The 18653-nt window shown below is 70.5% G+C and carries 20 protein-coding genes and 2 pseudogenes; 1 reads left to right on the top strand and 21 read right to left on the bottom strand.

What is annotated here, in order from left to right:
• Positions 1–32: 32 nt before the first annotated feature.
• Genes ACK4JY_RS13890 through ACK4JY_RS13880 form a run of 3 tightly spaced genes read right to left on the bottom strand, consistent with a single transcriptional unit; the run spans position 33 to position 2476 of the window.
• Positions 33–1508: a sensor histidine kinase gene (locus ACK4JY_RS13890; protein WP_409606685.1), complete on the bottom strand. Its 1476-nt coding sequence runs from the start codon at positions 1506–1508 to the stop codon at positions 33–35.
• A complete protein-coding gene (locus tag ACK4JY_RS13885) occupies positions 1505–2185 on the bottom strand; it encodes a response regulator transcription factor (RefSeq protein ID WP_409606683.1) in 681 nt (226 codons plus the stop codon). Before ACK4JY_RS13885 ends, ACK4JY_RS13890 begins: the two co-directional genes overlap by 4 nt.
• Positions 2186–2476 carry a hypothetical protein gene (locus ACK4JY_RS13880; protein ID WP_409606681.1) on the bottom strand — a complete coding sequence of 97 codons (291 nt, stop codon included), beginning with the start codon at positions 2474–2476 and terminating at the stop codon, positions 2186–2188.
• A 238-nt stretch (positions 2477–2714) separates the two neighbouring features.
• Here ACK4JY_RS13880 and ACK4JY_RS13875 point away from each other — a divergent pair, with 238 nt between their 5' ends.
• Positions 2715–3086, top strand: a complete 372-nt coding sequence (locus tag ACK4JY_RS13875) for a hypothetical protein (RefSeq protein WP_409606679.1) — start codon at positions 2715–2717, stop codon at positions 3084–3086.
• 59 nt (positions 3087–3145) lie between these two features.
• On the opposite strand, the gene ACK4JY_RS13870 is transcribed toward ACK4JY_RS13875, so the two are convergent.
• The 18 genes and pseudogenes from ACK4JY_RS13870 to ACK4JY_RS13785 form a co-directional block, all read right to left on the bottom strand.
• On the bottom strand, positions 3146–3961 hold the full coding sequence (locus ACK4JY_RS13870; RefSeq protein WP_409606677.1) for a PhzF family phenazine biosynthesis protein: 816 nt from the start codon (positions 3959–3961) through the stop codon (positions 3146–3148).
• Positions 3958–4539 carry a hypothetical protein gene (locus ACK4JY_RS13865; RefSeq protein ID WP_409606675.1) on the bottom strand — a complete coding sequence of 194 codons (582 nt, stop codon included), beginning with the start codon at positions 4537–4539 and terminating at the stop codon, positions 3958–3960. The genes ACK4JY_RS13870 and ACK4JY_RS13865 overlap by 4 nt, the downstream gene beginning before the upstream one ends.
• Entirely contained in the window at positions 4536–5105 is a 570-nt protein-coding gene (locus ACK4JY_RS13860) for a nucleotidyltransferase family protein (protein WP_409606673.1), read from the bottom strand. The genes ACK4JY_RS13865 and ACK4JY_RS13860 overlap by 4 nt, the downstream gene beginning before the upstream one ends.
• A complete protein-coding gene (gene thiD / locus ACK4JY_RS13855; protein WP_409606671.1) occupies positions 5102–5905 on the bottom strand; it encodes a bifunctional hydroxymethylpyrimidine kinase/phosphomethylpyrimidine kinase in 804 nt (267 codons plus the stop codon). Before thiD ends, ACK4JY_RS13860 begins: the two co-directional genes overlap by 4 nt.
• A 70-nt stretch (positions 5906–5975) precedes the next feature.
• On the bottom strand, positions 5976–6338 hold the full coding sequence (locus tag ACK4JY_RS13850) for a DMT family protein (protein WP_409606669.1): 363 nt from the start codon (positions 6336–6338) through the stop codon (positions 5976–5978).
• Positions 6335–7150, bottom strand: coding sequence for a dihydropteroate synthase (gene folP, locus ACK4JY_RS13845; RefSeq protein ID WP_409606667.1), 816 nt, complete (start codon positions 7148–7150; stop codon positions 6335–6337). Before folP ends, ACK4JY_RS13850 begins: the two co-directional genes overlap by 4 nt.
• Positions 7150–7452: a winged helix-turn-helix domain-containing protein gene (locus ACK4JY_RS13840; protein WP_409606665.1), complete on the bottom strand. Its 303-nt coding sequence runs from the start codon at positions 7450–7452 to the stop codon at positions 7150–7152. The genes folP and ACK4JY_RS13840 overlap by 1 nt, the downstream gene beginning before the upstream one ends.
• Before the next feature lie 6 nt (positions 7453–7458).
• Positions 7459–8103, bottom strand: coding sequence for a hypothetical protein (locus ACK4JY_RS13835; RefSeq protein ID WP_409606663.1), 645 nt, complete (start codon positions 8101–8103; stop codon positions 7459–7461).
• Between the two features lie 63 nt (positions 8104–8166).
• The gene (locus ACK4JY_RS13830; RefSeq protein ID WP_409606661.1) at positions 8167–9387 is read right to left on the bottom strand and encodes an acyltransferase family protein; all 1221 of its coding nucleotides are present in this window, start codon (positions 9385–9387) and stop codon (positions 8167–8169) included.
• Between the two features lie 726 nt (positions 9388–10113).
• The gene (gene ftsH, locus ACK4JY_RS13825; protein ID WP_409606659.1) at positions 10114–12045 is read right to left on the bottom strand and encodes an ATP-dependent zinc metalloprotease FtsH; all 1932 of its coding nucleotides are present in this window, start codon (positions 12043–12045) and stop codon (positions 10114–10116) included.
• Positions 12046–12080: 35 nt separating this feature from the next.
• Complete coding sequence (locus ACK4JY_RS13820) at positions 12081–12677, bottom strand: hypothetical protein (RefSeq protein ID WP_409606657.1); 597 nt, start codon at positions 12675–12677, stop codon at positions 12081–12083.
• A 186-nt stretch (positions 12678–12863) separates the two neighbouring features.
• Positions 12864–13316: pseudogene (locus ACK4JY_RS13815) on the bottom strand (ATP-binding protein); the annotation flags it as partial.
• Between the two features lie 119 nt (positions 13317–13435).
• Entirely contained in the window at positions 13436–14308 is an 873-nt protein-coding gene (locus tag ACK4JY_RS13810) for a tetratricopeptide repeat protein (RefSeq protein ID WP_409606654.1), read from the bottom strand.
• 40 nt (positions 14309–14348) lie between these two features.
• Positions 14349–15458 (bottom strand): DUF3667 domain-containing protein, encoded by a 1110-nt coding sequence (locus ACK4JY_RS13805; protein WP_409606652.1) that lies wholly within the window; start codon positions 15456–15458, stop codon positions 14349–14351.
• 113 nt (positions 15459–15571) lie between these two features.
• Complete coding sequence (gene pal, locus ACK4JY_RS13800; protein ID WP_409606712.1) at positions 15572–16126, bottom strand: peptidoglycan-associated lipoprotein Pal; 555 nt, start codon at positions 16124–16126, stop codon at positions 15572–15574.
• A gap of 124 nt (positions 16127–16250) precedes the next feature.
• Positions 16251–17621 carry a Tol-Pal system beta propeller repeat protein TolB gene (gene tolB, locus ACK4JY_RS13795; RefSeq protein WP_409606650.1) on the bottom strand — a complete coding sequence of 457 codons (1371 nt, stop codon included), beginning with the start codon at positions 17619–17621 and terminating at the stop codon, positions 16251–16253.
• 107 nt (positions 17622–17728) lie between these two features.
• Positions 17729–18151 carry a hypothetical protein gene (locus tag ACK4JY_RS13790; protein WP_409606648.1) on the bottom strand — a complete coding sequence of 141 codons (423 nt, stop codon included), beginning with the start codon at positions 18149–18151 and terminating at the stop codon, positions 17729–17731.
• 9 nt (positions 18152–18160) lie between these two features.
• Positions 18161–18653: pseudogene (locus tag ACK4JY_RS13785) on the bottom strand (hypothetical protein); the annotation flags it as partial.

Here is an 18653-nt window from a genome sequence, read left to right as displayed (position 1 = left end):
TCGAGGTTAAGATTGGCTATCCGCCGGGCCGGTCAGGCCTCGGCCGCGGGCAGTTCCAGAATGGCCTTGAGGCCGCCGAGATCGCTGTCGGCCAGCGAGATCCGGCCGCCGTAGGCGCGGGTCAGCTCGACGACGATCGACAGGCCCAGACCCGAGCCCGGGGTGGTTTCGTCCATGCGCGAGCCGCGCTGCAGGGCGGCCTCGCGCTGGTCCTCGGGCAGGCCGGGACCGTCGTCCTCGACCACCACCACCATCTGCCCCAGGCCGGTCGCGCCGGCGGAGACCCGCACCCGGCGTCCGGCCCATTTGCAGGCGTTTTCGAGCAGGTTGCCGAGCAGTTCCTGGAGGTCCTGGCGTTCGCCGCGGAAGGCCAGTTCGTCGGGCGCGCGCCAGTCGATCACCACGCCCTTGTCCTTGAACACCCGCTCCAGCATCACGGCCATTTCGTCCAGCACCTCGGCGACGGGTGTCCGCTCGCCCAGCATCTGGGCCCGGGCGGCGGCGCGGGCGCGGCGCAGGTGGTGATCGACCTGGGCCTTCATCACCTCGGTCTGCCGTCGCACCAGGTCCGGCAGGGGCCCGGTCTGCGAGCCGGCTTCGGACAGCATGACCGACAGCGGGGTCTTCAGCGCGTGGGCGAGGTTGCCGACGTGGGTGCGCTGGCGTTCGACCGTCTCCTGGTTCTGGTCCAGCAGGCGGTTGACCTGTTCGGCCAGCGGCTGGATCTCCATCGGATAGCTGCGGGCGACGCGGGCGGCGCGGCCCTTGCGGACATCGGCGATCTCGTTGCGCAGGGCGTAGAGGGGGCGCAGGCCGATCTGCACCTGCAGGAAGACGGCGATGACCAGGCCGACGCCGAGGATCAGCAGGGCCGTCCAGGTGAAGGTAGCGAACTGGCGGGTGTCGTTGTCGATGTTGGAGCGATCGATGCCGGCGAGGAAGACCACCGGCCGGGTCCGGCCGGGGAGCTGTTTCATGCTGGCGGCGACGCGCAGCGGCACGCCGAGGGGGCCTTCTCCCCGGGCGCGGAGGCCGTCGGGATCGTTGTAGCTGATGGTCGCGCCGCGGGCGGCGGCGAGGCGATCCGGCAGCGAGTCGGGGATGGTCAGGCTTTCGCCGGCCAGCGACGGGGAGCGTACGAGGATGCGCAGCCGGCCGTCCGCCCCCGGCTCGGCCACGGCCCAGTATTTGCCGGACAGCGCGCGCAGGGTGCGGTCGTCCCGCACCTCGCCCACGATCAGAGACCCGTCGGCGGCGGCGTTGGTGGCGACGACGACCTCGTCGATCGTGTCGGACAGGACATTGCCAAGCCGGCGCAGGGCCGATTCCTGATACTGGTTCGTCAGGGTCCAGCCGGTCAGCACCAGCGCCAGCACGATCCAGGCGGAGGCGAGCCAGATCAGCCGCCGGGTCAGGCTGCGGCCCGGTCGGCCAAACCAGCGACCCCAGCCGCCGGGTTCGGCCGCCGCCGTAACTGTCTCCCCAGCGCCCCCCAAGCCGTCCGTCACGTCTCCTCGCTCTCCCCGGGCAGGGGCGTGAGCCGGTAGCCGAGGCCGCGCACCGTCTCGATCCGGTCGGGACCGATCTTCTTGCGCAGCCGCCCGACGAAGACCTCGATGGTGTTGGAGTCGCGGTCGAAGTCCTGGTCGTAGAGGTGCTCGACCAGTTCGGTGCGGCTGATGACCCGGCCCTGGTGCATCATCAGATAGTGCAGCAGCCGGTATTCCAGCGAGGTCAGGCGCAGGGGTTCGCCGTTGACGCTGGCGCGGGCGGCGCGCGGGTCGAGGCGGAGGCCGCCGCAGGCCAGGGTCGAGGAGGCGATGCCCGCAGAACGCCGCAGCAGAGCGCGCAGCCGGGCCAGCAGCTCCTCCGTGTGGAAGGGCTTGGTCAGATAGTCGTCGGCGCCCGCGTCGAAGCCGGCGACCTTGTCCGACCAGGCCCCGCGGGCGGTCAGGATGAGCACCGGCGTGGTCTTGCCGTCGCGGCGCCAGCGCTCCAGCACGGAGGCGCCGTCGATCCGCGGCAGGCCGAGGTCGAGCACGACCACGTCATAGGGTTCGGTGTCGCCGAGGAAATGCGCCTCCTCGCCATCGGCGGCGTGATCCACCGCATAGCCGGCGTCGGACAGGGCGCCCTTCAGCTGGCGCGACAGGTCAACGTCGTCCTCGACAAGCAAGACGCGCATTCAGCGTTCTCCAATCACGCGGCCGGTGCGGCCATCCACCATGATGTCGGCGACGCGGCCGCCGGGATATTCCCAGCGCACCACGATCGTGTCGCCGCGATTGCTCGCGCCGAGGAAGCGGCCCGGCCGTCCGGCCGAGGCGCGCTGGACCGCGGCGCCGACGCTGATGCGGGGAGCCTCTTCCCGGCGTTCGGCCGAGGGCCGGCCGCGCTCACCCCGATCCTGCGCCGCGGCGGACAGGGGCGCGGCGGCGAGAAGGGCGGCGAGAAGGAAGGCAGGTATCCGGGTCATGAGCGACGGTCTAGGCCCCAGGCTCTGAACGACGGCTGAACGGCGCGTGTAGACATATTTCACCCCTCTCCGCTCCCCTGTCGTCGCCCGATCCACGCGCCGCAGAGCGCGCATGGATGCTTTTTCATCGACATGAACGCAAGCTGACACAAGCCGTTCAGTCACGGCTCAGGCGGAGGCTGCTGTTCTCAGGTCAACGCAGCCAGCCCGGCCGCGTCGAACGCGAAGGACAAGACCGATGATGAAGAAAGCCCTCATCCCCCTTCTGGCCATCGCTGCGGCGTCCGTCGCGGTTCCCGCTGTGGCCCAGAACCATGATCGCCATGACCGCGGCGACCGCTATGAGCAGAACCACGGCGGCTGGCAGTCGATCAGCAATCGCAAATATCAGCTGGACCGCCGCATCGACGTCGGCCAGCGCAACGGGTCATTGAGCCGCCGCGAGGCCACGCGGCTCAAGACGGAGCTGAACAGCCTGGTCCGGCTGGAGCGCAACTATCTGCGCGGCGGCCTGACCCGCTGGGAGCGCAGCGATCTGGATCGCCGCTATGATCGCCTGGCCATCCAGGTGCGGGCCGAACGTCGCGACAACGACAACCGTCGTCGCTGAGCCTGAGCTTCCTCCCCGGAAGGCCGAGGGGCGTCGTCCATGCGGACGGCGCCCCTTTTCTATGGCGTCAGGCGCAGACGGCTCTCGATGACCGTGACGGCCCGTCCCCGCAGCAGGACCCGGTCGCCGCGCGTCTCGGTCTCGATATCGCCGCCGCGGCCGGGGAACACCTGGCGGAAGCGGACCCCCGCGCGGCCAAGCCGGTCGGCGTAGAGCGGGCCGAGGATGCAGTGGGCCGAACCGGTGGCCGGATCCTCGTCGACGCCGCAGCCCGGGGCGAAGAAGCGGTCGATGACATCGACTTCGTCGCCGGGATCGGCGTCGGCGCAGACGATGACCTCCCCGGCCTCCCCGGCCTCACCCTGCAGGCCCGCGAGGGCGGCGATGTCCGGCTGAAGCGTCCGCACCGTCTCCGCGTCGGCGAGCACCGCCACCAGATAGCGCCCGGCCCAGACCTCAAGGGGCTCGACGCCCAGCGCCTCGGCCAGACCGGCGACCGGGCCGGTGCGGCGCGGCGGGTCGGCGGGGAAGTCCATCTCATAGCCGTCCTCCGCACGACGCACGATCAGCGGGCCGGAGCGGGTGTCGAAGGTCAGGGCGGGGGCGTCGGCGCCGAGCTCGGCGATCAGCACATGGGCCGAACCGAGGGTGGCGTGGCCGCACAGATCGACCTCGCGTCCCGGGGTGAACCAGCGCAGGCCGAACCGGGCGGGGTCAGCCGTGCGAAGCAGGAAGGCGGTCTCGGCCTGGTTGTTCTCCTTCGCCAGCGACTGCATCCAGTCGTCTTCGGGCCACTGGTCGAAGGGTTCTACGACGCAGGCGGGGTTGCCCCTGAACGGGGCGGCGGCGAAGGCGTCGACGGTCCACTGTCTCACGGCGCATTGCCCTCCGGATCACAGTTGTAGGCGTCCCGATAGGGCCGGTCGAAACAGGCTATGAACCCGTCGACCTTGTCGAGGTTGAGCGGCCAGACAAGCGGGGGGAGGTCTGGATAGTTGACCCGGTACCGTTCGGCCGCCACGGCGAAATAGTCGGGAACGGGCAGGTCGAGCAGCCTCTCACGAGCGGCCAGCAAGGCCTCTCGATCCCGCCGCAGGAAGGCCACCGTCGCATCGACATAGGGCTGAGTGGCTTCGGACTCTCCGTTTCGGCCCTCGAGCATCAGGGTGATGGCCTCATCCGTCTGCCCGGCGGCGGCGCGCAACTGCCCCTCGTGCCAGATGAGGGTTCCGATGTCCTCATTCGCCAGCATATCGCGGTTGACCTCGCGGTAGCGCGCGATGGCCTCGGCGCCGACCGCTTCGCAACCCTCGGCATCAAGCGAGCGCCATCCCGCGGGAGTCTGGTCGAATTCCTGCAGCGGAAGGGCCAGCATGGCGGCGTCGGGCTGTACACAGCCGGTCGGAGCAGCCTGACCGAGAAGAGCGCTCGCCAGGAGAGACAGCAGAATCATCTGACCACCTTCAAGTCGGGCCACCGCGCCGTCGCCTTGGCGACCGCCCTGTCCCATCCGTTCGCAAGAGGACGATGCGGATTTGGCCGAATTGTGAGCGCGAACACGTCTTCGAGTCCGAACGGGGCCGCGACGCTGATCGTGTCGTCGGGCTCGAGCCGGATGCCGACCGCGAAGGCGGGGGCGACGAAGCGGGCGAGGGCCTCGTCCGTGCCGGTCAGGGCCTCATAGGGTTCGCCGAACCTGCCCTCGAACCACAGGTGGACGCGGGCCTGGTTGCGGACCTCGACCATGTCGCGGAACGGCGGCTCGAAGGCGGCGGCGACGCGCCGGATGACGGCGTCTTCTGCGTCCCACGACATATCCGGATCGAAATAGCCGAGGTCGTAGTCGCGGATGCCGTAGCCGGCGGGCCGGCCGGTGATGTGGTTCCAGACCGACTGATAGACGGCGCCGGAGAAGATCCGCCAGTCGTTCAGGCCGAGGCCGCGGACGGTGGTCAGGACGTGCATCAGGCCCGGGTCAGCGCGGACGATGTCGACGAGGCGGGCTTCGAGATCGCTCACGTCGCGTCCCTCAGCGGCCAGCCGTGGTCGAGCGGGCCATGCCCCTGCCCCAGACCCGGCGCGCGGCGGATGGCTTCGGCGACATAGGCCCAGGCTTCGGCGACCGCGGCTTCCAGCGGCAGGCCTTTGGCCAGGCCGGCGGCGCAGGCGCTGGCGAGGGTGCAGCCGGTGCCGTGGGTGTGGCGGGTCTCGACGCGGGGGCCTTCCAGCAGGGTCTCGCCCGACGGAGTGACGAGCACGTCGATGACCGTGTCGCCGGCGATGTGGCCGCCCTTCATCAGCACGGCGGCCGCGCCCATGCCGAGCAGGAAGGCGCCGGCGCGCCGCTGGCCGTCCAGATCGACCACCGTCAGGCCGGTCAGGGCCTCGGCCTCGGGGGCGTTGGGGGTCAGCAGGGCGGCGCGCGGGATCATCAGGCTGCCCACCGCCTGCACCGCCTCGTCGGGCAGCAGGGGCGAGCCGCCCTTGGCGATCATCACCGGATCGACCACGGCGGGGGCGGCGCAGCTGTCGAGGAGGGCGGCGACGCGCTCGACGACGTCGGTGGCGCCGAGCATGCCGGTCTTGATGGCGTCGGCGCCGATGTCGTCCAGCACGGCCCGGGCCTGGGCCTCGATCAGGTCCAGCGGCAGCGGGTGGACGCCGTGGACGCCGAGGGTGTTCTGCACCGTGATGGCGGTGATGGCGGTGGCGGCGTAACCGCCCATGGCCGTCACGGCCTTGATGTCGGCCTGGATGCCGGCGCCGCCGCCGGAGTCGGAGCCGGCGATGATCAGGACGCGTCCGCGGGGCGAGGTCATGGCGAGGGGATGGCCAATCCGGGCGGTTCCGGCAAGGGCGAAGTCGGGGACGGGCGACGGAACATGGGGGTCAGCCGCCCAGCGGGCCGCGGAAGATGAACCAGGCGCCGAGGGCGATGAAGGCGAAGCCGACGGCGTGGTTGAGGGTCAGCTTCTCGCCGAGATACAGCACCGAAAAGGCGGCGAAGACGACCAGGGTGATGACCTCCTGCATCGTCTTCAGCTCGGCGGCGGAATAGACCTGATGGCCGATGCGGTTGGCGGGCACGGCGAGGCAGTATTCGAAGAAGGCGATGCCCCAGCTGACCAGGATGACGATGGTCAGGGGCTTCGAGCCGTATTTCAGATGGCCGTACCAGGCGAAGGTCATGAAGACGTTCGACAGGGCGAGCAGGACGATGGGGGCGATGTAGGGGCCGGCGAGCAGGTTCATCGGTCGCGTTCCGCCCCGGTGACGGCGGCCTGCAGCGCCAGCGCCTGGACGGTCTCGCGCACGTCGTGGACGCGCAGGATGGCGGCGCCGCGCCGCGCCGCCTCCAGCGCCAGGGCCAGCGAGCCGCCGAGGCGGTCGGCGGGGTCGGTCGCGGTCGAGTCGACGGCCTGGATGGTGCGCTTGCGGCTGGCTCCGTAGAGGACCGGGAAGCCGGTCGAGACCAGCCGGTCGAGATGGGCGGTCAGGGCGAGGTTGTGCTGCGCCGTCTTGCCGAAGCCGAGGCCGGGGTCGAGCCAGATCCGCTCGCGGGCCACGCCGGCGGCCAAGGCGGCGTCGGCGCGGGCGAGGAGCCAGTCGGTGACCTCGGCGACCACGTCGTCATAGTGCGGCGCCGCCTGCATGGTGCGCGGCTCGCCCTTCATGTGCATCAGGACGACGTCGCAGCCGAGGTCGACGGCGGTCGCCAGACCGTCAGGCGCGAAGCCGAGGGCGGCGACGTCGTTCCACATCGTCGCCCCGGCGGCGACGGCGGCGCGGGCGACGGCGGGCTTCATGGTGTCGACGCTGATGGACCCGGGCCAGCGTGCGCGCAGGCCCGCGATGACGGGGACGACGCGGGCGGTCTCGTCGGCCGCGTCGACGGGATCGGCGCCCGGCCGGGTGCTTTCGCCGCCGATGTCGAGGAGGTCGGCGCCCTGTTCGATCAGCCGCAGGCCGTGGGCGACGGCGGCCTCGACCGAAGCCAGCCGGCCGCCGTCGGAGAAGCTGTCCGGGGTGACGTTGACGATGCCCATGACGCGGGGGGCGGCCATCAGTCCTTGCCCCCGATCAGGGCGCCGATGGCCTCGAGGTAGGCGGCGAAGGCCTTGCGGCCGGCGAGGGTGATGGAGACGCGGGTCAGGGGCTTGTTGTTGACGAAGCTCTTGGCGATGGCGACGTAGCCGGCCTCCTCCAGCTTCTTGAGGTGGACCGAGAGGTTGCCCTGGGTGGCCTCGAGCACGGTCTTGAGCTCGGTGAAGTCGGCGGCCTCGACATCGGCCAGATAGACCATGATCCCCAGCCGCATGCGGCCGTGGATGACCTCGTCGATGCGTCCGAGATCGGCCAGGCCCATGGTCGCTCAGCCCCGCGTCCGGGCGGCCCGGGCGTCGCGCACCATGATCCAGCCCGGCAGGGCGAACAGGGCGAACAGGGCGACCGTGCAGACGGCGAGATACCAGTCGGGCTGGCGCACCAGCAGGCCGAGGGCCACGGCCGTGAACCAGCCGCCGACCGAGCAGGCGAGCATCCACGGCTTGCGCTTGAGACTGAAGGCGACGTACCAGGCGGCCGCCTGAAGGGCGAAGATGACCGCCGGATAATAGAGCCAGATGGCGAAGTCCCCGTCGCGGGCGGCGCCGAAGCCGAAGATCAGGATGACCGCCAGATTGGCCATGCCCGAGGCGCTGAAGGCGGCGTTGAGGGCGCGACCGGCCATCGGCCCGCGGGCGGCGTCCATGCCGTCCCGGCGATCCTTGAGAACCGCCCAGGTCAGAACGGCGCAGAAGCTGCCGGTGATCAGGACGACGAAGGCGAGGTTGGCGAGGTCGGGCCAGCGGATGACGCCGGTGCTCTGGCCGACATGGAACAGACACTGCAGGCCGTAGAGCAGGCCGCCGGCGAGATAGGCCACGCCGAGCGTCAGCTGGGGACGGCCGCCCTCCACGATCGAGCGCATGAAGGCGAGGTCGTCCTCGGGGGAATGCGGGCGGGGCTTTGCAGGCATGGGTGCGATTCTCCGGAACCGGCTCGTCCCGTTTGGGTGGACGAGCCGGTCTGGCTTGGCAAGCTATTCGGCGGGGGCCGGGACGGGTTCGGGACGGCGGCGCCACGGGATGCGGCGACCGTTCAGCCCCTTGCCGATGAAGGTGTGGCGGACCAGCAGTTCGTAGCTGAGCAGGGACACGGCCATGACGCCGAGGACGACGCCGCCCAGCTTGCCCCACCACGGCAGGGGCGCGTCCAGCATCAGCACCTGGCCGACCATGACCAGCGGCAGGTGGATGATGTAGATCCAGTAGGAGGCGTCGGCGAGGTAGCGGCGCACGGCGCTGTAGCCGGACAGGAAGCGCAGGGCGAGCGCCGTCAGGGCGAAGGTCGAGGCGAAGACGGCGAAGGCGTAGACGCAGGCCGTCCCGGCCTTGAGCGACGGATCGGTCAGCGGCGCCATGGTCGGGACGGGGCCGCCGGCCAGAACGAGGGCTCCGGCGCCCGAACCGAGGGCCATGACGGTGAAGACCGGCCACAGGCGCTCGATCCGGCCCAGCAGGTCGCGGCGGCGGTCGAGCAGAATGCCGACGGCGAAGGCGGTTCCGAAGGCGGCGACGGCGGCGATGTTGGGGACGAAGCCCTTGTCCGGCGTCGGGATGCCGAAGAAGGCGAACCAGTCGGGCGTGAACCACAGGGCGAGGGCGAGGGGCGCGGCCATGACGGCGGGCGTCCACGGGCCGATCAGGGCGCCGGTCAGGCGGTCGAGGACGCTGCCGACAGCGCCGTCGCGATCGAGGGCGGCGAAGGGCGCGCGCAGCAGCAGGACGGCGGCGTAGAACAGCAGCAGGACCCAGAGAAACCACAGGTGCAGCAGGGGGAAGGTCTCGAGCGTCAGCGGCGGCGGCGGGGGGCCATCGGTGGGGATGACGCCGCCGTTGTCGAGCGCCGCCTTCCACACGATGACGGCGATGAAGGCGGGGAAGACGACCCACCAGAGGCCGAACAGCGGGCTGGCGATGCGGCCGAGCCGGTCCTTGATGAAGCCCCCGGTCCCGCGCCGGGCGAGCAGCATGTGGGCGAACAGGCCGGCGATCAGGAAGAAGGTCGTCATCCGGAACAGGTGGATGGCGAAGAACAGGACCGAGGCGACCGGCGAGCTCTGGTCGTCGGGGAACAGCCAGATCGGCGGCTGCATGTAGTTCATGGCGGCGTGCAGGACGACGCCGAGCAGCAGCGCGCCGCCCCTCAGGGCGTCGAGGCCGTGCAGGCGGTCGGATTGGGCGGGCTCGATGGCGGACATGGGTCTCTCCCCTGTTGGTGAGGTCGATGTACGCCAGACTTGTTTGAATTGCAAACTTGTTGGCCCGACTGCTCAGCGCGGCGGGTGGGAGGCTTGGGCGGAGCGCCCGGGCTTCTGCCCGGAGACCGTGGGGTAGAGATGCGTTTCGGCAGAAGACGAACGCTCCGCGTGAATGGTTTTCGACTGCGCACGGGCCGTGGGGCTCGCTCTTATCGAGTGGCCCTTCTGCGCGCCGCGGGCGGGGGTGGCGGCGACCACCTCCCGGACCGGACGGGTACTCCTCCCCGCCCCTGGGTCGTCCGGCTTCGCACCCGGCTCGACCTCCGCACACGCCCCCGAAAGGTCGCTGCGGCCCGCTCCATCCACTCCCGCCGCCGCTTCGGTTCGCCGGCCGAGCGAGCCTCCCTAGCGACGGGACAGGGCTATTGTACGGGAGGCTGGCCCTCGTACAGACAAAACAGATCGAGAAAAGTTTATTTCGCTGATTATGCTGACGAATATTTTGATAACCAGACTATAGATTCGCGGATTGTAAGCACAGCGTCATGGGCGGGTCGCGCGTCCTCTTCCTTCTCCCCTCCGGGGGAGAAGGTGGGCGGCGAAGCCGCTCGGATGAGGGGGATGTGGGAGGCAGGCCGGCTCGCAGGGGGTCCGGAGCGGGCCTCCCCCTCTCATCCGGCCCTCCGGGCCACCTTCTCCCCCGGAGGGGAGAAGGGACACGATCGTTTAGTGCACCGTCGGCTGTTCGACGGTGACGCCTTCGGAGACCGGGGTGATCGGCACGGAGACCGAGGGGCCGGCGTTGGGGAAGTTGCTCTCGTCGCGGTTGGGGGCGACGCCCTTCTCCAGCAGGTCCTTGATCTCCTGACCGGACAGGGTCTCGTATTCGAGCAGGGCCTGGGCCAGGGTCTCCAGATCGGCGGCCTTGTCGGTCAGGATCTGGCGGGCCTCGTCCCAGCCGGCGCCGACGATGCGCTTGACCTCGGAATCGATGATCCGGGCCGTCTCTTCCGAGACGTTCTGGCTGCGCGCGACCGAGTGGCCGAGGAAGACCTCCTGCTCGTTCTCGCCATAGGCGACAGTGCCGAGGATGTCGGAGAAGCCCCACTGGGTGACCATCCGGCGGGCCAGTTTCGAGGCCTGCTGGATGTCGGAGCTGGCGCCCGAGGTGATGTTCTCCTTGCCGAAGATCAGCTCCTCGGCCACGCGGCCGCCGGCCATGATGGCGATGCGGTCGACCATCTGCTGGTACTTCATCGAATAGCGGTCGCCTTCCGGCAGCTGCATGACCATGCCGAGGGCCTGGCCTCGCGGGACGATGGTCGCCTTGTGCACCGGGTCGGCCATCTTGACGTTCATGGCGACGATGGCGTGGCCGCCCTCGTGGTAGGCGGTCAGGCGGCGCTCTTCCTCGTTCATGGCCATGGATTTGCGCTCGGCGCCCATCATCACCTTGTCCTTGGCGTCCTCGAAGTCGCGCTGGGTGACCATGCGACGGTCCTTGCGCGCCGCCATCAGGGCCGCCTCATTGACCAGATTGGCCAGGTCGGCGCCGGAGAAGCCGGGGGTGCCGCGGGCGATGGTCTTGACCATGACGTCCGACGCGAGGGGCACGTCCTTCATGTGGACGCGCAGGATCTTCTCGCGGCCGTTGACGTCGGGATTGGGCACCACGACCTGACGGTCGAAGCGACCGGGCCGCAGCAGGGCCGGGTCCAGCACGTCGGGGCGGTTGGTGGCGGCGATCAGGATGATGCCCTCATTGGCCTCGAAGCCGTCCATCTCGACCAGCAGCTGGTTGAGGGTCTGTTCGCGCTCGTCATTGCCGCCGCCGAGGCCGGCGCCGCGGTGACGACCGACGGCGTCGATCTCGTCGATGAAGATGATGCAGGGGGCGTTCTTCTTGGCCTGTTCGAACATGTCGCGGACGCGACTGGCGCCGACGCCGACGAACATCTCGACGAAGTCGGAGCCGGAGATGGAGAAGAAGGGCACGCCGGCCTCGCCCGCGACGGCGCGGGCCAGCAGGGTCTTGCCGGTGCCGGGAGGGCCCACCAGCAGGGCGCCCTTGGGAATCTTGCCGCCCAGTTTCTGGAACTTGCCCGGATCCTTGAGGAAGTCGACGACCTCCTGCAGCTCTTCCTTGGCCTCGTCCACGCCGGCGACGTCGTCGAAGGTCTTGCGGCCCTTGTGCTCGGTCAGCAGCTTGGCCTTGGACTTGCCGAAGCCCATGGCCCCGCGGGCGCCCCCCTGCATCTGACGCATGATCAGGATCCACAGGCCGATGATCAGGACGAAGGGCAGCAGGCCGATCAGGGCGCTGACCCAGATCGACTGGCGCGTGTTCTTGACGTCGATCTGGGCGCCCGAGGCCTGCAGGCTCTCGATCAGGTCGCCGTTGGGCACCGGGGTGACGACGGTGAACCGCTTTTCGTCCCTGGTCTGGACCAGCAGGGTCTCGTTGCGGACCTCGACCGTGGCGATGGCCGCGGCGTCGCGGGCGCGGATGAGCTCGGAATAGCTCATCGGCTCAGGCTTGGCGGCGGCGGCGGCCGGCTGTCCGGGGGTGGCGATGGCGCCGCCGCGGTCGACCGCCACATAGAAGGCCAGGGCCCCCAGGATGACCGCGCCCATGATGGCCAGATTGCGAAGGTTCATTCTTGTCTCGATCCCTGGAAGCGCGAGGCGCTCCGCTATTCGATGATGTCAGCGTCAGAAAATAGGGGGTTCCGGAGCGTTGCGCCATGCGCGCGCGACTCCAGGTGCGTCTCATGCGTCATTCGGTCCAGCGCGAGCGCCAGTCTCTCCTCGACCAGCGACCGCGCCTTGACGTCGTCGCCTGCAAGAACCGGGGCGGTCACGCCGTCCCGGATCAGCACAGGGACGCCGCCCCGCGCGGCGCGGGGAAGGGCGTCGAGCCGGGCGCGGTCGGCCTTTGGCAGCGTGGCCATACGCCCGGCGGCGGGGACGACGCGCCAGCCCGGCGCGGCGGCGGTCAGGGCCCAGCGGCCGTCCCAGACGGTTTCCTCGCCGGGCGGCAGCGACAGGGGCGGAAGCGGGCGGCGGGTGAACTCCCCCGCCTCGCGGGTCACGAGGACTTGATCGGGGGAAGCCTCGATCCGGGCGCCGCAGAGGGCGGCGGTGAAGGTTTCGCCGGTCCGGAGCCGGGTCAGCAGGTGCTGGAGGCGGTCGCCGCGCGGCGGGCGGTCGCCGCCGCCGGCGCAGACGAGGGCCGCGGCGAGGGTGTGGGCGGAGAGGGCGCGGTCGAGGGTCCATGTCCCCTCTCCCATCGGGAGAGGGTGGGGCCCGCTCGCCGAACGGCGAGTGGGAGGGTGAGGGGGTACGGCGCCAGGATGGCTCGCACCGGAACCCCTCATCCTCCCACGCCTGGCGGCGTGGGCCCCTCCTTCTCCCATTGGGAGAAGGGAAGCTCTCGCGCGTGACCGGGCGAATTTCGGATCCTCATTCGCCGGGTCATCGATCCAGTGCAGCCCGCGGGCGACGAGCCACGCCCGCAGTTCGCTCCGTCCCACATCCAGGATCGGGCGCAGCAGCATCAGCCCCCTGCCCTCCGGCCAGGCCGGCGAGGGAGACCAGTCGCGGACCTGACCGAGGGTCGAGCCTTCGGCGCGCATCCAGTCCGCCTCGGCGATGTCGCCGGCGGTGTGGGCGAACAGGACGACGCGGGCCCCGGCGGCGCGGGCGGCGTCGGCGATCAGGCGGTGACGGGCGGCGCGGGCGGCGGCGGGCAGGCCCGTCGCGGGCTTTGGCCCCTCCCATGTCAGGCCGCGCCAGTCGGCGCCGGAGGCATGGGCGGCGTCGCGGGCCAGGGCGCTCCAGCGCGGGCTGTCGGAGTTGAGGCGGTGGTCGACGGTCAGGGCCAGCAGCGGGCGGCCGTGGTCGCGGGCCCAGCCGGCGGCGACGGCCAGCAGGGCGACGGAGTCGCCGCCGCCGGACAGGGCGAGGGCGAGGGGCCGGTCGCTGTCTGGCTCAAGCCGGGCGGTCAGCCGTTCGCGAACCCGGTCGAGCCAGGCGGGGCCGGTCGGACTCAGCCCGCTCTCCGGGCCGGACAGGCGAAGCGGGTGCGCAGGCCGGCGGCGCGGGTGCGCAGGGCGGCGCTTCCGGCCTCGGCGTAGCGGCGGTCGAACTCGCCCAGGGCGGTGCAGGCCTGGGTCTTGCGATCGGAGGCATTGAGGGCCGTGGCCAGCTCCAGCACGGTGGCGCCGGCCCAGGGGGCGGTCGGCCAGCCCTGCAGGGCGGCGGCGTAGAAGGCCACGGCGCCGGCCTGGTCGCCGGCCGAGACGCGCAGGTCGCCGAGCCGGGCGTTGGCCTCGCGCGCCTGGGGCGTGTCTGGCCAGGCGAGGGCCACGGTCTGCAGGGCGCGGTCGCCGAGCGCCGGATCAGAGGCGGCCAGACGGACGGCGGCGGCGAGGTCGCGAGCGGCGTCGCCGGTCGGCGAGGTCGAACTGATCGGGCCGTTCAGCTCGGCCTCGCGCTCGGCGGCGGATTCGAAAGCCTGGAGCCGGCCCTCGGCGTCGCGGAGGCGGGTTCCGAGGGCGGCGTTGTCGCGGGTCGCCTCGTCCAGCTGGAAGGTGATCCGTTCGAGGTCGCCATTGACCCGTTGCAGGGTCGCCTCGAGGTCGTTGAGGCGGCGGTCCATGATGCCGACCCGGCCGGTCAGGGCGACGACCTCTGGGTCGGGCTCGACCAGCACCGGCTGACCGGCGGCGTTGCGCTGGGTCACGGCGCGCTCGAGACGGCGGACGTTGCGGTCCAGCTGTTCCAGCCGGCGCTTGTCCCACTGGATCGGCTCGAGGGGCGCGGTCTGGGCCACGACCGTGGTCGTGCCGGCGATCAGGACGACGCCGAGGGCGGTGACGAGGGCGTTGCGGGACCGCAGGGCGGGAGGGAGCTTGAGCATGGTTGTTTTCGTCCCACCGATTTGCGGCCGCCGCAAGGCGTCACCCCGTGAGCCCGAGGGCGATGATGGCCAGAAGGAACAAGGTGAAGGCGAAGATGCAGAACAGCAGCAGGAACAGGGTGCGCCAGGCGGCGGAGAACCACGACAGGCCGTAGGCGCCCTTCAGCTGGGCGAACATGTGCACCGGCACGCCGAAGGTGACCAGCAGGGAGCCGACCACGGCGAAGCCGCTCCACAGCGGGCCAAGGATGGAGATGAACATGGCCAGGATCGACATCGCCGTCAGCGAATAGAGGACGAAGACGCCGTGGTCATAAAGGGTGAACCCCCGCCGCCACAGGAACAGCAGCGCCACGAAGGGGATGGAGATGGGGATCAGCAGGAAGCTGAATTTATAGGCCGTCTGCTGGATCTTGTAGAGGGCGAGGTCCGGGTTGAGCAGCTTCTTGGTGATCTTCTTGTTGAGCGCCTCATTGCCCAGGTTGACCTTCAGGTGACCGGAGGCCGCGTTGTCATGGACCTGGGCTTGCCAGCTGCCCGGGGTCAGGCCATCGGGCCGAGCGGCGACCGACGGGGTCTGGCCGAGCTGGGCCTCCATGACGCTGATCGCATTCTCCTGGGCGCGCTCGCCGATTTCCAGTCCCGCGGCGCCGGGCGTGCCCGCGGCGGCCTCCCGCGCCGCCGCCAGTTCGGCCCGGGCTTCCTCGAGATCCTTGATCGCCTCGGCCCGGGCGGCGGGCGTCATGGGGGTGGTGTTGACGGTCGGCTCCAGCCCGCCGGTGAAGCTGAAGGCGAAGAACATCAAAAAGACGGTGAACAGGAACATCGCCAGCGGCGAGACGTAGCGGGTGCGGCGGCCCTGGACCCATTCGCGGGTCAGGCGGCCGGGATTGATCGCCAGCAGCGGCAGGGTGCGCCAGATGCGGGCGTCGAAATGCAGCACGCCGTGCAGCATCTCTTCGCCAAGATGCAGCAGGGAGCGGTGGACATGGGTCGGCTGGCCGCAGTTGGCGCAGAACCGGCCGTCGACCGGCTGGCCGCAGTCGGTGCAATTGCCCTCGGCGTCGCCGGCGTGGCCGGTCGGCCGCTCGATGGCCCCCGCGAGGATGCCGGCCGAGGCCGCGCCGCCCGCCGCGTCGATGTCCACCATGTCCGTCCCCCGACTGTATGGCCGGGATTTAGCCGTGCGTCGGCGGGGCGGTCAAAAGGAAAGGGGCGGCCGGTGACCGGCCGCCCCTTCTGACGTTCAAGGCCGCGGCCGGATCAGCGCGTCGCGCCGCTGACGATGGCGGTGTGGGCGTTGCGGTTGCGGGCCCACGACTCTTCGCTGGAGCCGGCCGCGATCGGCCGTTCCTTGCCGTAGCTGATGGTGTCGATGCGGGCGGCCGGGACGCCCCGGCTGACCAGATAGCTGCGCACCGATTCGGCGCGGCGGGCGCCGAGGGCGAGGTTGTATTCGCGCGTGCCGCGTTCGTCGGCATTGCCCTCGATCCGCACCGTCACCTGCGGATAGCGCTGCAGCCAGGCGACCTGGGCGTCGAGGCGCGGATAGGCGTCGGGGCGGACCTCATAGCTGTCGAGGTCGAAATAGATGCGGTCGCCGACGTTGACGACGAAATCCTGTTCCGAGCCGGGCGCGCCGGCGCCGAGGTTGCCGCCATCGACGGGGCCGGTCGGGGCGGTCGGATACTGCGGGCCGCTGACGGGCGGCGGGGCCTCGCCGGCGGCGCTATCGACCGGACGGCGCGGGGTGCAGGCGGCGATGGCGGTGACGGCCACGCCGACGGCGGCGAGGCGCAAGAGGGTCGAGGTCTTCATCATCGGTCGTCTCCTTGGTGCGAGGCCTCGGCCTCCAGCTTGGCTATAATCGGGGTTACTGTCGCGCCAGTGGTTTCACCAGTCGCGATAACGCGGAATTGAGCCCGGAGGCTCCGTACGGGCCTCAGGTGGAACAGCTGTCGGGGCCGCCGGCGCCGAGGTTGGAGGGCTGTTCGTCGAGCAGCGGCGACCAGGCCGGATCGGAGCCGCGGCCGTTGTAGCCGGCCTGGCTGACCACCCGGCCGGACAGGTCGACGGTCCACAGCCGGGTGTCGCCGCCCGGGCTCTGGCGCGCGAACATGATGTAGCGGCCGTTGGGCGCCCAGGACGGGCCCTCCTCGAAATAGCTGGACGACAGGATGCGCTCGCCGGTGCCGTCGGGCTTCATCACGCCGGTCGAGAAGCGGCCGCCGCCCTGTTTGGTGAAGGCGATCAGGTCGCCGCGCGGGCTCCAGTTGGGGGCGGTGTAGAGGCCGCCGCCACGCGAGATCGGCCGCTGGCCCGAGCCGTCGGCCTGCATGACATAGAGGCGGGCCGAGCCGGACCGGTCGGAGGTGAAGACGATCTGGCTGTTGTCGGGGCTGAAGGACGGCGAGGTGTCGATGCTCGGGTCATTGGTCAGGCGGCGCACCTGACGGCTGGCGAGGTCCATCGCATAGACGTCGGTGTTGCCGCCGCGGATGATCGAGAAGGCCATCTTCGAGCCGTCGTTCGAGAAGCGCGGGGCCAGCACCTGGCCGTCGAATTCCCCCAGCGACTCGCGCCGGCCGGTCGACAGGTTGAACAGGTAGATGCGGCTGTAGTCCTTGCCCAGCGCGACGTAGGTGATCTCGTTCGGATTGTTCAGCGAGAAGCGCGGCGACATGATGATCTCGTCGCCCTGGGTCAGGTAGACGGGGTTGAAGCCGTCCTGGTCCGAGATGGCGAGGCGCGAGAGGCGGTTCAGCTGGGTGCCGCTTTCGGAGACGAACAGCACGCGGCTGTCGAACAGGCCGCTCTCGCCGGTCATGCGCTGATAGACGAGGTCGGCGATCTTGTGGCCGATGCGGCGCCACTGCTCGGGCGTGGCGGTGAAGCGGTAGGAGGCCAGCTGGCACTGGCGATAGGGGTCGTACAGGCGGAAGCCGAAGTCGTTGCGGCCATCGGGCCGGGGCGTCACCGAGCCGTACAGCACCGCCTGGGCCCCGATCGAGGTCCACTGCGGGAAGTTGGGGGCGTTGGCGAGGGTCAGGCCGGTCTCGACGAAACTGGCCGGGTCGAGCGGCTCGAAATAGCCGGAGCGGCGCAGGTCGGCGCGGATCACCTGCGACAGGTCGGCGCCGTTCTGACCGTCGAAGGTGGACACGGCGATCTGGAACGGGCGCAGCACGCCCTGGTCGATGATGACTTCCTCGGGTTCCTGCGAACGGGGCGGACCCGCGGGCGACTGGGCCATCGCGGCGCCGGCCGCCATGGCGACGAGGGCGACACCGGCCAGAAGTCGGTTCAGTTGCATCAGGAGCTCCAGCAGATTGAGACGTCCGCCGGTCCTTGTCGCCGAACCGGTCGCAGAAGGCCAGCATGGCCGCGATTGGGGCGACTTTCGGGCGTCGTCAGATGTCGTCAGCGCGCGGCGCAAGCGCTCGCTGCATTGAATGTCGGGCGGTAGCGGCCGCCGGCGAATCCTTCAGGCACGTCGAACGGAGCCGCCGCGATCAGGGCGCGCCGCGCGCTCTCGGCCGTTGCCCTCCAGGCAGCATCGTCCTGCGGGTCGACCATCGTCGGGCCGGACACGATGCGCCCTTCCCGATCAACTGTGACATCGAACTGGATGCGCTGACGGACGAAATCGGAGTCGTCACATCGCAGGCGCCAGTGAGGAAACACTTGGTGAAAGATGCCGGCTACCTCCGTAGCAAGCCTTTGATTGTCGGACGGATTACGCGGAGCCACAGCAGGAGACCGCTCGCGGATCGGGCCCTTGTCAGGCGCGGCGGCGTCCTGTCCACCGAGGAGGACGACCAAAGCTGCGATCAGACCCAGCATCGCGGTCTCCTAGCGTCCGCTGCAGGCGCGGGCGGTCAGGAAGGTCGGGCGGTAGCGGCCGCCGGTGAAGCCCCGGGGGACGTCGAAGGGCGCAGTGGCGCGCAGGGCGCGGATCGCCTCGGCCGTCGCGGCCTGCTGGACCTGGTTGCCGCGGCCGCCGACCAGGGTCGGACCGTCGGTGATGCGGCCGTCGGCGGACAGGGTGACGTCGAACTGGATGCGCAGGTCGTCGCCGCCGACCATGTCGCAGACGACGAAGACGTTCCAGTTGGGATAGACCTGCTCGAACATCGACGAGATCACCGGGCCGCTGGTCTGGCCGGCCGTACCGCTGGAGCGCTGGCCGGAGGGGGGCGCGGGCCCGCGGTTGGGCGAGCGGTTGGGGCGGTCGGCGGCGAGGGCGCCGAGGTCGAGCGACTCCTCGCGCGGCGGACGCGGCGCGGGGGCCTTCTTGGCCGGGGGCGGCGTGGCGGCGGGCCGGGGCGGCGGTGTCGGGCGCGGC

It is taken from the genome of Brevundimonas sp. (assembly GCF_046295595.1).
Taxonomy (GTDB): Bacteria; Pseudomonadota; Alphaproteobacteria; order Caulobacterales; family Caulobacteraceae; genus Brevundimonas.
This window is presented reverse-complemented; position numbering and strand designations above follow the sequence as displayed.

Bases quoted from the DNA above. Each gene is read 5' to 3' on its own strand.
- ACK4JY_RS13885 (WP_409606683.1), bottom strand. From the start codon at position 2,185: ATGCGCGTCTTGCTTGTCGAGGACGACGTTGACCTGTCGCGCCAGCTG.
- ftsH (WP_409606659.1), bottom strand. From the start codon at position 12,045: ATGAACCTTCGCAATCTGGCCATCATGGGCGCGGTCATCCTGGGGGCC.
- ACK4JY_RS13805 (WP_409606652.1), bottom strand. From the start codon at position 15,458: ATGGTGGACATCGACGCGGCGGGCGGCGCGGCCTCGGCCGGCATCCTC.
- ACK4JY_RS13850 (WP_409606669.1), bottom strand. From the start codon at position 6,338: ATGAACCTGCTCGCCGGCCCCTACATCGCCCCCATCGTCCTGCTCGCC.
- ACK4JY_RS13790 (WP_409606648.1), bottom strand. From the start codon at position 18,151: ATGCTGGGTCTGATCGCAGCTTTGGTCGTCCTCCTCGGTGGACAGGAC.
- ACK4JY_RS13820 (WP_409606657.1), bottom strand. From the start codon at position 12,677: ATGGGAGAGGGGACATGGACCCTCGACCGCGCCCTCTCCGCCCACACC.
- ACK4JY_RS13830 (WP_409606661.1), bottom strand. From the start codon at position 9,387: ATGTCCGCCATCGAGCCCGCCCAATCCGACCGCCTGCACGGCCTCGAC.
- ACK4JY_RS13865 (WP_409606675.1), bottom strand. From the start codon at position 4,539: ATGATTCTGCTGTCTCTCCTGGCGAGCGCTCTTCTCGGTCAGGCTGCT.
- pal (WP_409606712.1), bottom strand. From the start codon at position 16,126: ATGAAGACCTCGACCCTCTTGCGCCTCGCCGCCGTCGGCGTGGCCGTC.
- tolB (WP_409606650.1), bottom strand. From the start codon at position 17,621: ATGCAACTGAACCGACTTCTGGCCGGTGTCGCCCTCGTCGCCATGGCG.
- ACK4JY_RS13875 (WP_409606679.1), top strand. From the start codon at position 2,715: ATGATGAAGAAAGCCCTCATCCCCCTTCTGGCCATCGCTGCGGCGTCC.
- ACK4JY_RS13880 (WP_409606681.1), bottom strand. From the start codon at position 2,476: ATGACCCGGATACCTGCCTTCCTTCTCGCCGCCCTTCTCGCCGCCGCG.
- thiD (WP_409606671.1), bottom strand. From the start codon at position 5,905: ATGACCTCGCCCCGCGGACGCGTCCTGATCATCGCCGGCTCCGACTCC.
- folP (WP_409606667.1), bottom strand. From the start codon at position 7,150: ATGGCCGCCCCCCGCGTCATGGGCATCGTCAACGTCACCCCGGACAGC.
- ACK4JY_RS13840 (WP_409606665.1), bottom strand. From the start codon at position 7,452: ATGGGCCTGGCCGATCTCGGACGCATCGACGAGGTCATCCACGGCCGC.
- ACK4JY_RS13810 (WP_409606654.1), bottom strand. From the start codon at position 14,308: ATGCTCAAGCTCCCTCCCGCCCTGCGGTCCCGCAACGCCCTCGTCACC.
- ACK4JY_RS13835 (WP_409606663.1), bottom strand. From the start codon at position 8,103: ATGCCTGCAAAGCCCCGCCCGCATTCCCCCGAGGACGACCTCGCCTTC.